General features: G+C 70.3%; 12 protein-coding genes. 5 read left to right on the top strand and 7 right to left on the bottom strand.

Annotated elements, in window-relative coordinates:
• Positions 1-3: 3 nt before the first annotated feature.
• Positions 4-609, bottom strand: coding sequence for an SDR family NAD(P)-dependent oxidoreductase (locus tag HD596_RS58195; RefSeq protein WP_221521422.1), 606 nt, complete (start codon positions 607-609; stop codon positions 4-6).
• Here HD596_RS58195 and HD596_RS58190 point away from each other — a divergent pair.
• The 3 genes from HD596_RS58190 (at position 599) to HD596_RS58180 (ending at position 4,867) form a co-directional block, all read left to right on the top strand.
• Positions 599-1,057, top strand: coding sequence for an acyl-CoA-like ligand-binding transcription factor (locus tag HD596_RS58190; protein ID WP_313047482.1), 459 nt, complete (start codon positions 599-601; stop codon positions 1,055-1,057). The genes HD596_RS58195 and HD596_RS58190 overlap by 11 nt on opposite strands.
• A 595-nt stretch (positions 1,058-1,652) precedes the next feature.
• On the top strand, positions 1,653-2,681 hold the full coding sequence (locus HD596_RS58185) for a dipeptidase (RefSeq protein WP_185077874.1): 1,029 nt from the start codon (positions 1,653-1,655) through the stop codon (positions 2,679-2,681).
• Positions 2,682-3,796: 1,115 nt separating this feature from the next.
• Positions 3,797-4,867, top strand: coding sequence for a M20 family metallopeptidase (locus HD596_RS58180; RefSeq protein ID WP_185077873.1), 1,071 nt, complete (start codon positions 3,797-3,799; stop codon positions 4,865-4,867).
• A gap of 550 nt (positions 4,868-5,417) precedes the next feature.
• Here the strand turns inward: HD596_RS58180 and HD596_RS58175 are convergent.
• Positions 5,418-5,594, bottom strand: a complete 177-nt coding sequence (locus tag HD596_RS58175; protein WP_185077872.1) for a hypothetical protein — start codon at positions 5,592-5,594, stop codon at positions 5,418-5,420.
• A gap of 132 nt (positions 5,595-5,726) precedes the next feature.
• On the opposite strand from HD596_RS58175, the gene HD596_RS58170 reads away from it, so the two are divergent.
• The gene (locus HD596_RS58170) at positions 5,727-6,935 is read left to right on the top strand and encodes a cytochrome P450 (RefSeq protein WP_185077871.1); all 1,209 of its coding nucleotides are present in this window, start codon (positions 5,727-5,729) and stop codon (positions 6,933-6,935) included.
• Between the two features lie 55 nt (positions 6,936-6,990).
• Positions 6,991-7,245: a hypothetical protein gene (locus tag HD596_RS58165; RefSeq protein WP_185077870.1), complete on the top strand. Its 255-nt coding sequence runs from the start codon at positions 6,991-6,993 to the stop codon at positions 7,243-7,245.
• A gap of 128 nt (positions 7,246-7,373) precedes the next feature.
• Here HD596_RS58165 and HD596_RS58160 read toward each other — a convergent pair whose 3' ends face one another.
• From HD596_RS58160 to HD596_RS58140, 5 genes are all read right to left on the bottom strand, one after another.
• Positions 7,374-7,586, bottom strand: a complete 213-nt coding sequence (locus HD596_RS58160) for a hypothetical protein (protein ID WP_185077869.1) — start codon at positions 7,584-7,586, stop codon at positions 7,374-7,376.
• A 298-nt stretch (positions 7,587-7,884) separates the two neighbouring features.
• Positions 7,885-9,231, bottom strand: a complete 1,347-nt coding sequence (locus HD596_RS58155) for an alpha/beta hydrolase (RefSeq protein ID WP_313047706.1) — start codon at positions 9,229-9,231, stop codon at positions 7,885-7,887.
• A 336-nt stretch (positions 9,232-9,567) separates the two neighbouring features.
• The gene (locus HD596_RS58150) at positions 9,568-11,775 is read right to left on the bottom strand and encodes a SulP family inorganic anion transporter (protein ID WP_185077867.1); all 2,208 of its coding nucleotides are present in this window, start codon (positions 11,773-11,775) and stop codon (positions 9,568-9,570) included.
• A gap of 78 nt (positions 11,776-11,853) precedes the next feature.
• Complete coding sequence (locus tag HD596_RS58145) at positions 11,854-13,269, bottom strand: hypothetical protein (protein WP_185077866.1); 1,416 nt, start codon at positions 13,267-13,269, stop codon at positions 11,854-11,856.
• Positions 13,270-13,452: 183 nt separating this feature from the next.
• Positions 13,453-14,022 carry a YbhB/YbcL family Raf kinase inhibitor-like protein gene (locus HD596_RS58140; protein WP_185077865.1) on the bottom strand — a complete coding sequence of 190 codons (570 nt, stop codon included), beginning with the start codon at positions 14,020-14,022 and terminating at the stop codon, positions 13,453-13,455.
• Positions 14,023-14,471 lie beyond the last annotated feature (449 nt).

Below are 14,471 nucleotides of genomic sequence, written 5' to 3'. Positions count from 1 at the left end.
CCTTCACTCTCGCGCGGGGGGCTGGGTGAGGTCCGCTGGAGGAGTGGGGTCCAGGCCGGTCAGGGCTGAGCTGGCGGTCCACACGCGGGCCGCGAGTTCGGTGTCGGCCAGGTGGCCGCGTACGGGTTCGAGGACGGGCAGGCCGCGGATCCCGAAGACCCGGGGTCCCCATAGCTGCCCGCCGCGTACGGACGGGTCGAGGACGGCCCGCACGGCGGGCCAGGCGGCGGCTTCCTTGCCCTGAAGGAGGAGGCCGGCAGGCAGGCCGCGCAGCCGCTCGCCGGTGGTGGGCAGGTGGACCGGCGGGCGGGCCGGTGTGAGGGAGTCGAGCGCGCCGCCGGGGTGGGTGACCACGCTCAGCGTCGTGCTGCCGGCGGCGCGCAGGCGGCGGTCGAGCTCGAAGCCGAAGAGCATCTGCGCGAGCTTGGAACGCGCGTAGGTGCGTTTGGGCCGGTAGTCGCGCGTGCTCTGGAGGTCGTCGAGGTCCAGGCTCTCGGACTTGGCGGTGAAGCTGCCGGTGGTGACGACGCGGCTCGCGGGCGTACCCGTCAGCAGGGGCGCGAGCCAGTGGATCAACGCGAAGTGTCCCAGGTGGTTGGTGGTCTCCATCGCCACGCTGTTCGCGCACGTGCCGGACGGCAAGGAGGCGCTGATCTTCGACGACGGCGCGGAACGACACGTCTGGCTGGCCGCCGCGGTCCGCGACCGGCCCGCCGGCCAGTCCGTACTGGAAGCCCTGCGCCGCTGCCTGGCGGCCCGGGGTCCCTTCACCGACGATCTCCCGCCCGACCTGCGGGCCAAGCGTGACCTGATCGTCGGCACCCCCGCCCTGCGGGAGTACTCACGCAAGCTCTGGATAGCCGGCGAGGGGCCCCTGGCAGAGGCGATCGCCGCGGAGAGCGGCCGCGACCCCTCCGACATGACCGTCCGCGCGCTCGCCCGCTATGTCCTGGAGATCCCTGAGCTCGCGGGCGTGGAGCCCGACCCTCTGGCCGCGATGAACGCCATCTTCGACCTGCTCGAATCCGGCTGGCCGGAGTCGCACGAGATCACCTGACCGGCTCACCCGACCCTGGACGAACCCCCAACAGCAACGCCCCTCCGGCCGGGAGGCCACTCCGAACGGGTGGTCACCCTGACGGCCAGGCCACTCCGGACGGTGACGCCACCCGTGACGGCGAGGCGACTCCGGACGGCGACGCCGCTCCGGGCGGTCTGGCCAGCCCTGACGGCGAGGCGACTCCGGACGGTGACACCTCCGGGCGGTGTGGTCACCCCTGACGGCGAGCTCACTCGGGACGGCGACGCCACCTCTACGGCGACGCCACCCCGATGCCGCGACTGCAGCCCCGCGCACCCACCCCATCGGGGCCCAGCCGCGCGCAATCCCCCCTCGGGGTCCAGCCCATCGCGGCCCACGCCATCGCGGCCCAACCCAGGTCGTCATCACCGCTCAGCCTGGCGCGTGCATTCGGCCACCACCGTGTACTCGACTCGCCCGTTACCCATCACCCGTCGTCGGGGTCCGGGGGTCGGGGCGCGGTTCCCCACTGGGCACACTTGAAACTCAACCCACAGTCGTACAAGTGATCCAAAAAATCGGACTCCGGGTGCATTGGAGCAGGTCCAGCCCTCGCGATAACGTCCATCGCATGACGCTTTCCCTCCACCAGCGCGCAGTCGTGGCCGACACCCACAACGACCTGCTCATGGCCGTCTCCGCGCGACCGCCTCAGCAGTGGGCCTCGTTCTTCCGGGAGAGATGGCTGCCCCAGCTCGTCGACGGCGGAGTCGATCTGCAGATCCTGCCGGTCTTCATCGACGACCAATACCGGCCGGAGGGCGCCCTGAGACAGACACTGCGCATGATCGAGTGTGCGCACGTGCTGGCCGAGGGAAATCCCGACCATGTCCGGATATGTCTTAACGCGGCCGACATCGACCGAACGCTCGACGAGGGCAAGATCGCCCTGGTGATCGCGCTGGAGAGCATGCCGGGCATCGATGCCGACGTCGAGCTGATCTCGACCGTTCACCGCCTTGGCGTACGGGTGGCGTCCATCGCCCACTTCGGACGCACGCCGCTGGCCGACGGCAGCGGTGAGGACGCCACGGGCAGCGGCCTGACCTCCCACGGCATCGCGGCCCTGCAGGAGATGGAACGGCTCGGCATCGTCTTCGACGTCTCCCACCTGGGCGCCTCCGGCGTGGCGCACGTCCTGGAGCAGGCCACCAGACCGGTCATGGCCACCCATTCCGCCGCCAGGGCGCTGCGCGACCACCACCGCAACCTCACCGACGATCAGCTCCGCGCGGTAGCCGCCACGGGCGGCGTGATCTGCGTCAACTTCTTCGCCCCCTTCCTCGCCGAGCGGGAGGAGGACATGACCCTCGACCGCCTGCTCGACCACATCGAGCACGTCGTGTCCGTCGCCGGGATCGACCACGTCGGACTCGGCCCCGACTTCATCCGCGAGGTCATGGACGACCTGACGCCGCCCTGCTGCGAGGGCCTCAACGCGAGGGGCGTCAACCCGAAGTCGGCCATCCCGGGATTGGCGGGTCCCGCGGGCCTGCCCATGATCACCGAGGGCCTGCTCGCCCGCGGCCTCCCGGAGAAGGACGTCACGAAGATCATCGGCGGCAACGTGCACCGGTTCCTGGGCGAGCAACTGGCGTGATCGGCGGCGTGCGCATGCGGTCCGGCCAGCGGGAGGGTGCGTCGCCATCGGGCAGACAGCTGAGTCCGCTGACGTCGACGTGTCCCGCTCTCCGATCAGCGAGCTCGGTCGGTCAATGACGGCGCGCACCGCCTTCCAGGAATAGCCGAATGGGCTAATGCTGGCGAACACTGCTTTTCGGCCAGGGAGCGGCTCGGTGGGTTGGCGACGGTGCGCACCGCTTTCCAGGAATAGCCGGATGGGCTAATGCTGGCGAACACTGCTTTTCGGCCAGGGAGCGGCTCGGTGGGTTGGCGACGGTGCGCACCGCTTTCCAGGAGATAGCCGGATGGGCCAACGCTGGCGAACACCGGTTTCCGGCCAGGGAGCGGCTCGGTGGGTGGGCGACGGCGTGCATCACCTTCCGGCAAATAGCTGGGCCGGTTGGCGGCAGGAGCACGGGTTTCCGGGTAAGTAGCAGGTGCAGTGGGTGGCGGCTCGGTGCCGTCTCGTGGGTGAGTGATCGATGGCGTTGGTGGGCAGGTGGGCTGGTTCCTGGGTGGGGAGCTGGTTGGGTCGGTGGCAGTGGGCGCGCTGCTTGGGCGAGTGGTCGGTGGAGTGGGCGGCGGCGTTCGCGGTCTCTTGGGTGAGCGATTGATGGCGTTGGCGGCAAGGTGCGCTGGTTCCTGGGTGGGGAACTGGTTGGGTCGGTGGCAGTGGGCGCGCTGCTTGGGCGAGTGGTCGGTGGAGTGGGCGGCGGCGTTCGCGGACTCTTGGGTGAGCGATTGATGGCGTTGGCGGCAAGGTGCGCTGGTTCCTGGGTGGGGAACTGGTTGAGTCGGTGGCAGTGGGCGCGCTGCTTGGGCGAGTAGTCGGTGGAGTGGGCGGCGGCGTTCGCGGACTCTTGGGTGAGCGATTGACGGTGTTGGCGGCAGCGTGCGCTGGTTCCTGGGCGGGAGCCGGTTCGGTCGGCGGCAGCATGCACCGCCTTCAGAGGATCTGAACGCGCGGGTGGTGGGTCGCCGGCCTGTGCATCACCCCCTTCATCACCCCTTCTCGGACGGCGATCGGGCCGGTGTGAGGGGACGGCGGCGGAGAGGAAACGGAATGAAGCGCGAGCTCTACGGAGGGATGGCATGATCGAGGATCTCGAAGAGCTGGTGTTGTGCGAGTCCTTCACCCATGACCTGGAGGCCGTTGCCCGCAGCGCGAAGGTCGTGGCGGCGATGGGAGCCCGTTACCTGGGCGCACAGCCAGAGTTCCTCGTGATCGACGGCGTCACGCACCTGCGCTGGACGTTCGGCACCCCCAAGGTGTTCCTGCTGTGTCACCACGACACCGTCTGGCCGATCGGCACCCTCGCCACCCACCCATGGTCAGTGGTGGACGGCGTGGCGCGGGGGCCTGGGGTGTTCGACATGAAGGCGGGGCTGGTGCAGACGTTCCACGCCCTGGCCGGGCTCGGGTCGCTCGACGGCGTCACCCTGCTGATCAACGGTGACGAGGAGTGCGGCTCGCGTACCTCGGCTGAGCTGATCAAGGAGACCGCCCGAGGGCTGGCCGCCGCGTTCGTCATGGAGGCGAGCGCCGACGGCGGCGCGCTGAAGACGTCCCGCAAGGGCACCGCCCTCTACACCGTCAACGTCCGCGGCCGGGCCGCGCACGCCGGGCTCGAGCCCGAGAAGGGACTGAACGCCGCGATCGAGTTGGCTCACCAGATCCTGGCCATCGCCGCCATGGGCGCCGGGGCCACCACTGTCACGCCTACGGTCTTGTCAGGCGGTACGGCACGCAACACCGTTCCCGCCGCCGCCTCGATCTCGGTGGATGTGCGAGTGGCAGAGATGTCGGAGCAGAATCGGGTCGACGCGGCCTTCCATGCGCTTCGGCCGGTCCTGCCCGGCACCCGCCTGGAGATCCTCGGCGGCCCCAACCGGCCGCCGCTCGAGAGCGCGATGTCGGCCTCGCTGTACGCGTTGGCGCAGGAGCTGGCGGCGGACCTGGGAGTGGGGCCGCTGACCTCGGCCTCGGTGGGCGGCGCCTCGGACGGCAACTTCACGGCGGGAGTCGGCTGCCCGACCCTCGACGGGCTGGGCGCGGTCGGCGGCGGGGCGCATGCGGACGACGAGCACGTCATCGTCGCCGAGATGCCCCGGCGCACCGCCCTCCTCCGCGCCCTGATCGAAGCCGTCCGTCGTGGAGCGTGAGGGTGGGTGTCCCTCGCCGCGTGACCGGAGGTGGTCGTCCCGGTGGACGTAGGACGGGTTGTGCGATCTCGTCGGCGGCGCCGAGCCGGTTGATGGGCTGGTTGCCTTCGGCGTCGGCGCGGTAGGAGGCACGGCCGAGGATGCCACCGTGGCTGGCAGGCTGCCCAGGCCGGGATGCCGCCCAGGCTGGGAGGTGGTTGAGGTCGGGGATGCTGCCCAGGCTGGGGTGCCGCCCAGGCTGGGATGCTGCCCAGGCTGGGAGGTCGTTGAGGTCGGGGATGCCGCCGAGGTGACGGTGGGGCTGCTGTCTTGCGTGCGCATGTGCCGCCGTTCGGGCTTCATGCCGGCTCGGACAGCGCGCAGGTTGATGGGTTGACGTTGCTGAGCGGGATCTGGATGCCCGCGCCGTTGTTCCCCGGCCGCCGTGGGAGCCGCATCCGGGGTGGGGTGTCGGAAAGCTCGGGCGCCAGAGGTCTTCGATGTGGGCGTTGGGCAGTCTGCCAGGCCAGAGGAGGGTTCCGGCGGCGATCAGGTCTGACGGGGTGTCGTGTCAGCCCGGCAACGGTCTGATATCAGCGCGGTCGGCGATGGTGGCTCCCATGAACGGCTCAGCCATCACGGCCCCTTGCTCGACGGCATCGACCTGGATGTCCAGAGCGGCACGATCTTCGCCCTGCCCGGGCCCGGCGGCGCTGGGGAAGACCCCGGCAGCGAACGTGTTGGCCACGCTGCCGGCCCCCGGACGGCCTGCTCACCGGCGAGGAAAACCCGCTGCTGATGGCTGACCAGCGTCATCGCTTCCGTTCAGCCCCTGATCATGATGTCTCGACTTGAACCTAGGCCGATGAGAGGAATGACCATGGAAATCCCCCTCACCAAGATGCCGACCGCGCGTCAGCCCGGCTGCCCCTTCGACCCGCCCAAGGAGCTGATCCAGACCCGCGAGCACAGCCCCATCACGCCCTATCCCTTCCCCGACGGGCATCAGGGCTGGCTGGTCACCGGTTTCGATCTGGTCCGGTCGGTTCTGGCCGATTCGCGGTTCAGTTCGCGTAAGGAGCTCATGCGTCACCATCCGCTGATCGACTACAGCGCGTACGGTGACATCGAGCTTCCTCCGGCGCCGCCTGGTGAGTTCCTGCTGATGGACGAGCCGCGGCACTCCCGCTATCGCAAGCCGCTGGTGGGCAAGTTCACCGTGCGGCGGATGCGGCTGCTCACCGAGCGCGTCGAGCAGGTCACCGCCGAGCACCTGGACGCGATGGAGAAGGCCGGCCCGCAGGTGGACCTGGTGACCGCGTTCGCCAAGCCCATCCCGGCCGTCATCATCTGTGAGCTGCTGGGCGTGCCGTACGAGGACCGGGGCTCCTTCCAGGACAACATCGACAAGTTCCTCGGCGGGGAGGTCGGCGATGAGGAGCTGATGGAGGCCTACACCGCCACCCAGCAGTACCTCGCGCAGCTGGTGGTCGCCAAGCGCGCCGATCCCACCGACGACGTGCTCAGCGACCTGCTCGACAGCGACCTGACCGATGAGGAGCTGCAGGGGATGGCGCTGATCCTGCTGTCGGCCGGGTTCGACACCACCGCGAACATGCTGGCGCTGGGCACCTTCGCGCTGTTGCAGAACCCGCAGCAGCTGGCGGCGTTGCGTGCCGACCCCGCGCTCGCCGAGCCGGCCGTGGAGGAGTTGCTGCGGTATCTGAGCGTCGCCAAGCAGTTCGCGAGGGTCGCGCTGGAGGACGTCGAGCTGGGCGGCCAGAGCATCAAGGCGGGCTCGACGCTCATCTTGTCGCTGGCCACCGCCAACCGCGACCCTGAGCGTTTCACCGATCCCCACACTCTCGACCTGCGCCGGCAGGACGGCGGGCACCTGGCCTTCAGCCACGGCATCCACCAGTGCCTGGGCCAGCAGCTGGCCCGTGTCGAGCTGCGCGTCGCGCTGCCCGCGCTGCTCAACCGCTTCCCCACGCTGCGCCTGGCCGTACCGGCCGACGAGGTCGCCCTGCGCCCGGAGACGGCCGACATCTACGGGGTCAAGAGCCTCCCCGTCACCTGGGACGCCTGACCGCCGCGACGGAACGCGCCCTCGTCCATTCCCCGCTTCGGAGCGGAAGGCCACCATGCGCCGGCTGCATGGTCCGGGGTCGAGCAGCTTCGCGCGCCGGATCTGCTCGGCCTCACGCGCGGCCCGCCGCTTCGGAGAGGGCCTTGGTGACGAGTTCGGCGACGTGTTCGACCGCTTTCACCCCGGCCCCCATCGTGCGGTGCCGGTGGGAGATGACGGCGATCAGGTACGTGTGCCCGCGGCGGTCACGTACCCGGTCGATGCTGTACCGGCCTCCGTCGCGCGGCCGGGGCAGGCCAGCCGTTCTTGAGGGTCACGTCCACGTGCCCGGCCGCGCTGACGCCCCATGACTGCGCCGGCGTCACGTCGCTCATCAGGCCGAGCCGCATACCGGCGGTTCTCGGTCGAAAGGGGACTCTTGTGGGGAGGTGAGTGCTGTCAGGAGGCGGACCTGGCCTCCAGGGGCGGGGGTCGTGTAGCACAGGCCGAGCTTCCGGTGGGCGACGGCGGTCCCGGCACGCCGCCGATCGCGGACCACAGCGCGGACGCGGCGGCGTTGGCGCTGACCCTGACGGCCCGCGCCGCCGAACGCCGCTCCCTGCCGGTGCGGCCGCGGTGCCGGCGCTGGGCCTTGAGCAGCAGGGCGGCCACAAGGTCGACCTTGACGATGCTGGCGGGCTGACGGTGTGATCGCGGCGACCGGGCGGGGGATGAGCAGGGCAGGGCGCGCATGGGCAGGGCGGGGGATGAGCGGGGCAGGCGCGGGTGCGGGCGGGGCTGCAGGAGGTGAGCAGGGATAGCGAGAGGATGGACGGCGGCACGGTTCGCCAGAGCGTCCCGGGCTGGGATGGCACGGCGGCCTATGTGGGGGAGAAAAGCGACAAAGAGCGCGAAGCCATGGCAGGCGGCATCACGGGGCGGAGGTTTCTCCGGTGTCAGCCATGGCGGTTCAGCTTGGTGAGCCCTTGCCCGCCGGGTCCAGCGGCGTCTGCTCGCAGGTGAGACCGCGCGCCGGAGGCCGAGCGGTGATCAGGTACTGCTCGACCGGTTCGCGGATGCACTTCTCCGTGTTGGACAGGTAAGCGGTGTGTCCGTCGCCGACGTAGGTCAGCAGGACGCCGGACGTGAGCTGGTTCGCCAGGCTCTGAGCCCACCTGTACGGGGTCGCGGGATCGCGCGTGGTGCCGACTACGAGGATCGGCGGGGCTCCGGCCGCTGTCACGGCCCTGGGCTGCCGGGCGGGCTTGACCGGCCAGTACGCGCACGTCAGCCACGGCCACACGACGAACGAGCCGAAATGCGGCGCGACCTTCGCGGCCCGGTCGGCCAGGTTCTGGACCGCCGCAAGATTGGGGGGAAACGGCTTGTCGACGCAGTTGACCGCCTGCAGTGCCCCGAACGGGGCGCGGGGCTCCTGCTCGTAACCGAGCTTGTACAGGCCGGTGCCGTCGCCGTCGTCGATCGCCTGTGCCAGGGCCTGCCGTAGCGTGGGCCAGTTGTTCCGGTTGTAGAGGGCCGTGTAGATGCCCTGCGTCACTCCGTCGTCGTCCACCGGGACGCGGGCGTCCGCCCGGTTCTTCAGGGGTTTGCGGGCGGCCCGCTCCTGCAGGTCGGAAACCTTGCCGACGGCCCGGTCCACGCTTCCGGTGCCCAGGGGACAGCCGGCGGTCCTGACGCAGTAGGCGGCGAAGGAGCGCAGCGCCGTCTCGAAGCCCTGGGCGTGACCGAGGAGGAACTCCTCGCCCGTCAGTTTCGGGTCGGACGCGCCGTCCAGGACCATGGCCCGCACGTTCCGGGGGAACTGGTCGGCGTAGAAGGCGCCCAGGTACGTGCCGTACGAGAATCCGATGTAGGTCAGCCGCCTGTCGTCGAGCGCCGCCCGCAGCACGTCCATGTCGCGGGCGGCGTTGACCGTTCCGACGTACGGCAGGTTGGCGCCGGACCTGGCCTCGCAGGCCGCCGCGAACGCCCGCCAGAACATGACCTCGGCGTGGATCTGGGCCCGCGTGGTGGGCGGGTCGGCGAGGAGGCGCTGCTCGGTCTGCCGGAAGTCGAGGCAGCGCACCGGATCGCTCCGCCCCACGCCGCGGGGGTCGAATCCGACGAGGTCGAAGCGATCCCGTAGTGCCTCGCCGAACGCCTGGCTGGAGGTACGGAGGAAGGTGACGCCGGACGCGCCGGGCCCTCCCGGGTTGGTCACCAGCGAGCCGACGCGCCGGGACCTGTCTTTCGCGGGCAGCCGGATGACGGCGATCCTCAGCTGGTGACCCTCCGGACGGGCGTAGTCCCGTGGCACCTTCAACGTGGCGCACTGAAAGCCGTCTCCGCAGCCCGACCATGACAATTTCTGCTGATAAAACGGCTCAAGGCCGACTTGTGATCCAGTCATCGTCATGCTCTGCGCGCCGGCGCACGCGACCGCGAGCATGCCCGTCGCCGCGGCCACCGCTGCTCTCCGAAGTGTCGTCACCGCCCATTCCCCCTGTTTCGGGCGATTCATTACTCTACGTGTGGCTCTGTACCCATTCAGTGATGAGTTACCGCAAAGTGAGGGGCGGAGGCCTCGACACCTCCGCCCCTCCGACCCCTGGGAGCTAATCCGCCTCGCGGCGCCGCGTCTGCGCAGGATTACTCAGAAGCTCACCGTCCGCTCGGCGGTGGGGCGCAGCGGCGGCACCATGTGCACCCTGGCCGAGCCGATGTCGAAGAACAGCCCCACCAGCTCCAGCTTCCCGGCCCGCACCTGCTCGTCGACCTTCCGGTACGTGCGCAGGTTCTCCAACTGCTGCTGCACGTTGACCCGGCACAGCACGTCCAGAGCGCCGCTGTGCAGCCGGTCGCCCTCCGTCTCGATGAACCTGGCCAGGCTGTGGTTCCCGTGCCGCAGCCACCTTCTCAGCCCCGGCAGGCTGCCCGCCTGCACCCCGCCGCTCAGCACCCCGGCCATGGCGCCGCACCCGGAGTGCCCGCACACCGTGATCGTGTGTACGCCGAGGACCTGCGTGGCGTACTCGATCGCCGCCACCACCGAGTCGTCGTGCGGTTCGGAGCCCCGGCGCGGCACCAGGTTGCCGATGTTGCGCACCGTGAACAGGTCTCCCGGGCCGCTCGCGGTGATGAGGCTGGGCACGATGCGGGAGTCGGCGCACGTGATGAACAGGTGCGAGGGCTGCTGCTTGCGAGCCAGCTCGGTGAAGATGGGCCGGACCAGCGGCGCCGTACGCCGGTGGAACTCGCGCGCCCCCGCCGTCAGCAGGCACTCCGCCTCGGCGGAGTCCGGAGCCGAGGGACGGACGGGACGACGGCGGTGCGACCACGGCAGCCACCAGCGATCCGGCGCCTTGGGCGGCGACTTCACGGGGAACATGCGCGCGCCGCTGGCCGCCAGCGAGTACCACTCGTCGTGCAGCTCGTCGATGTCGACCGTACCGCCCATGCGCTCGTGGTGCAGCCGCCAGGAGTGGAGGGCCTCGAAGGCGGCGTTGTCCATGAAGTCGATGTTCAGGTCGAGGTCCACGGCGGTGGCCGGGGCGATCGTCCGCAGCTCGTGCGTGAGCCTGGGCACCCCCAGGAACGTCAGCGAACCGGAGACCGTCACATGCAGCCGCCCATCGTCGCCGTCGCGCTTGAGGACCGTGACCCAGGTCAGGCGGCGCAGCGCGAGCAGCGCGGCCAGGATCAGCCCCACCACGACACCCTCGGCGAGCCCGAGCACGATCACGGTGGCCATCGTCACGACGTAGACGGGCACCTCGCCGTGGCCGTGCACCTTCCTGATGTGACCGAGGTTCACCATCTGCACGCCGATGAACACCAGCAACGCCGCCAGCGCCTCCAGCGGGATCAGCTTGATCGTCCAGCCGAACCCGATGGCGAACACCAGCACCCACACCCCGTGCAGGATCGCCGACCAGCGGGTGCGCGCGCCGGCCTGCACGTTCGCGGTGCTGCGCACGATCACCCCCGCCACCGGCAGGCCGCCGAGGGCTCCGGTGACCATGTTCGCGACGCCCTGACCGGTCAGCTCCTGGTCGAGGTCGGCGCGGCGGCCGCCGTGCATCCCGTCCACCGCCACGCAGCACAGCAGCGACTCGCACCCGGCCAGCAGCGCCACCAGCAGCACCGCCCCCACGATCAGGTGCCAGTCGCCGTGCGGCAGGACCGGGAAGGCCCACTCGGTGACGGTGTGGGACAGGTCCACGCGCGTGACGTCCCAGCCGAACACCCACGCCGTCACCGCCCCCACGAGCAGCGCCACCAGCGGCGCGGGCACCACCTTGACCCGCTTGGGCAGCCGCGTCCACAGCGCCAGCACCGTGATCGTGAGCAGCCCGACGGCGACCTTGTGCCCGTGCAGGTTCGCGATCTGGCCGGGCAGCTCGATCAGGTTGGCCACGGCCGAACGCTGCGAGTTGCCGCCCAGCACCACGTGGAGCTGGGCGAGGGCGATGATCACGCCGACGCCCGCCAGCATGCCGTGGATGACCGCCGGCGACACCGCCAGTGCCGCCCTGGCCGCTTTGAAGACGCCCAGCAGGAGCTGTACGGCGCCCGCCAGCAGGGTGATCATGCAGGTGGCACGCCATCCGTACGTCTGCACGAGATCCACGACCACCAGCGACAACCCGGCGGCGGGTCCGCTGACCTGTACGGCGGACCCGCCCAGGGCGCCCGCCACGATCCCGCCGACCACGGCGGCGATCAGACCGGCGGCCAGGGGCGCGCCGGAGGCCATCGCGATGCCCAGAGAGAGCGGCACCGCGACGAGGAAAACCACGAGCGAGGCTGGCACGTCATGCCGGAGGGTGCTCAGCCAGCTACTCTTCGTGTCGGGGATCATGGAGCAAACCCTATTGCTCCGTCGACCCTGCTTTAAGGGTGTGTCACGCGGGTTTTACGCATTAATGGGCGCGTGCGTTCACCGGTAGTAGTCGTGCGGGTGTTCCTGATCGGAGCCGCGGCGGTGGTTGCCGCCGCCGTTGCCGTTCTGGGAGCCGTACGTCGGCCACGAGGTCGCGCTCGACGGCGGCTCCGGCCAGGCGGCGGCCGGGGCGGTGGTGATGTCGCCGGTCTCGTACGCGAACGGCGCGCCCTGCGGCGTCGGCGGCACCGGCGTCGACGTGGACAGCACGTCGTCGTAGGCCGAGACCGCCCTGCCGGGCACGGTGGGGGTGCCGGCGGCGGGGGAGGGGCCGGTGAGCGGGTCGGTGTCGTCGGCCACGGCCCAACCGGCACGCACCTCGTACGAGGCGGGGTAGGAAGAGCGCGCGGCGGGCTGCTCGAACGCCGGCCAGGAGGTCCCCGAGGCGTAACCGGCGGCGGGGGCGGGATCGTCGAGGATGTCGGGCTGCGAGGGCCAGGAGCCGGACGAGGAGGGCGTCGCGGGCGGGTTGGTCCAGGTGGTCTCGGCCGCGTTGGTGTAGGCGGGGAACGGGTCGCTCGTGGGCGCGCCGTGGATGGGGGCGGGCTGGGCGGGGAAGGAGCCGCTCGAGGCGGGGGAGACGGGGTAGGCGCCGCTCCCGCCGGGCTGGCTCACGGGGCTGGCCGGGAAGGTGCCGCCGGCGGCGGGGGCCGCCGGGAAGGAGCCGGTGCCGGTCCTGGGGGAGTTGTTGGACGACAGGGAGTCGGGGCGGGGGGAGGGGACCGGCTGGGCGCCCGCGCCCAGGATGCTCATCACGTCGGCCGTCGGGGCCGCGAACGTCACCGTACGCTGGTCGGCCATGTCCGCCTGGGACGGGGCGGGGCGCTTGGCGGGCTCCACCAGGTCGGCGAGGTTGGCCGCGGCGGAGGCCGGCTGGCGCTGCGGGAGGGGGGCCTGGACGGTGGTCGCGTCGGGGTCGACGGCGGCGGAGGCGGCGGCCGGCCGTGGCTTCGCGGTGCGCTCCTGGCGCTTGGGGGCCGCGGGGCGCTCGGCGGGCTTGTCACGCTCGACCGGACGGGAGGAGGCCTTCCTGGCCGCCACGGTGCCACCGGCGCCGAAGCCGCCCTCTTCCGCGTCGCTGCGGATGTTGGCCCAGAACTCCTCGTCGTCGTCATCGGTGGACGGGTTGCCCCACTCGTCGACGCCACGCCTGCCACGCTGACCGGTGCGCACGGGTTTGGGCTCGCGCTCACCGATGGGGCTGAAGTCAGGGCTGAAGTTGGCCATACGAGGCTCGTGCGAGGCGAACTCGTCAGTGGACCGCGTCTGGGTCCTCTCCTCCTTCTCGGCCATCTCCTTCAGGCGTTCCGGAGGGAGAGAGCTCTCCCGGCGGCTCATCGAACGCATGCCCAGTGCCACGACGACGAGCACGAGGAGCACGACGGCGACCAAGCTCACTACGACCGCGATCATTGCACCACCCTCAAAGCCATGGCCTCCCTTCGGCGCCGGTGAGATCGCGCGGCCATCGACGCGACCTGCCCCCTTTGATCACCAGTGCCTAACGATTGGATCTGATTGTGTCGGACCACTATGAGCGTTGTCACACCCTACGTGAAGAATTGGTACACCGGACTACCTGCTGTGTTCGCTCTCTCACTGGATGTCGACCGCTGTGAGCCGGCCCCGGGCGATCGTCTTGTCCGCGATCTCCTTCAGGATGTCGGGGAGCTCGGCACCCTTCTGGACGTCGACCCGTCCGTTCAACGTGTAGACAGTGAAGCGATAGCTGCCCGGGCTGGTGCAAGGCGGCTCATAGCCCTCCTTGCCGCCGGTGACCTTCGCCTGGCCGGACCCTTCAGGAGGGTCCGCCGCGGCGTTGGGCCCCAGCTCGGTCGTGGTCGCCGGGATGTTGTAGAGCACCCAGTTGACGGCCGAATCGGACGGTGTATGGGAGTCGACCACGATCGCGATCGACTTCGCCTCGGACAGCGGCTGGCTCGACCAGCGCAGCGGAGGACTGCCCTCGCCACCCCGGCAGGAGTATTCGGCGGGGAGCGGCTTGCCCTCGCGCAGCTCCGGGCTCGAGACGTTGATTTCCGCGATGTCCTTGGCCTGAGATCTGCCGATGAAGCTGCCGCAACCGGCCAACGCGAACGCCGCAGTCACCGCCGTCACACTGACAGCGATGCGCCGCATACGTGTTGCCGCGTTACACAGCCCCATGCCGGACGATGCTACGCGGCTCTCGGCGGTGCGCAGACCGTTTCTCGATGGTCGGTGCTCGGTAAAGGATCCGAAACGGGTCAGAATCGCGGGATCCGCGGAGTGACGTTGGCCACAGGAGTGGCCTGCGGGTCTGTTGGGGGACCGGAATCGGGTCGCGCTCCGGGACCGGCCTGGCCTGCTGGTTCGACGCGGGGGACGGGAGGGGGATCGCGTGCTCGGATCCGACAAAACGGACACCGTTTTCGGTCGCGGCGATCCCGAAAAAACCAAGTGCGCCAGATCGGTCCATAGATGTAGGGGCGCGTGGCGATTCGGAGGCTTTGGTGGTCCGGATCGGGCGCGGGTGGACGGCGGCTGCCACGTTGCGTGAGGCGCTCGCGCGGTGGTGCGGTCATGCGCTGGCCGGGCCTGGGTGGCACGTACGTGGCGCCGCCGACGTGGCCAAG

The organism is Nonomuraea jabiensis (genome assembly GCF_014204795.1).
In the GTDB taxonomy this organism is placed as follows: Bacteria; Actinomycetota; Actinomycetes; order Streptosporangiales; family Streptosporangiaceae; genus Nonomuraea; species Nonomuraea jabiensis.
The sequence above is the reverse complement of the archived record's forward strand: the minus strand, read 5'-3'. Positions and strand labels throughout refer to the sequence as shown.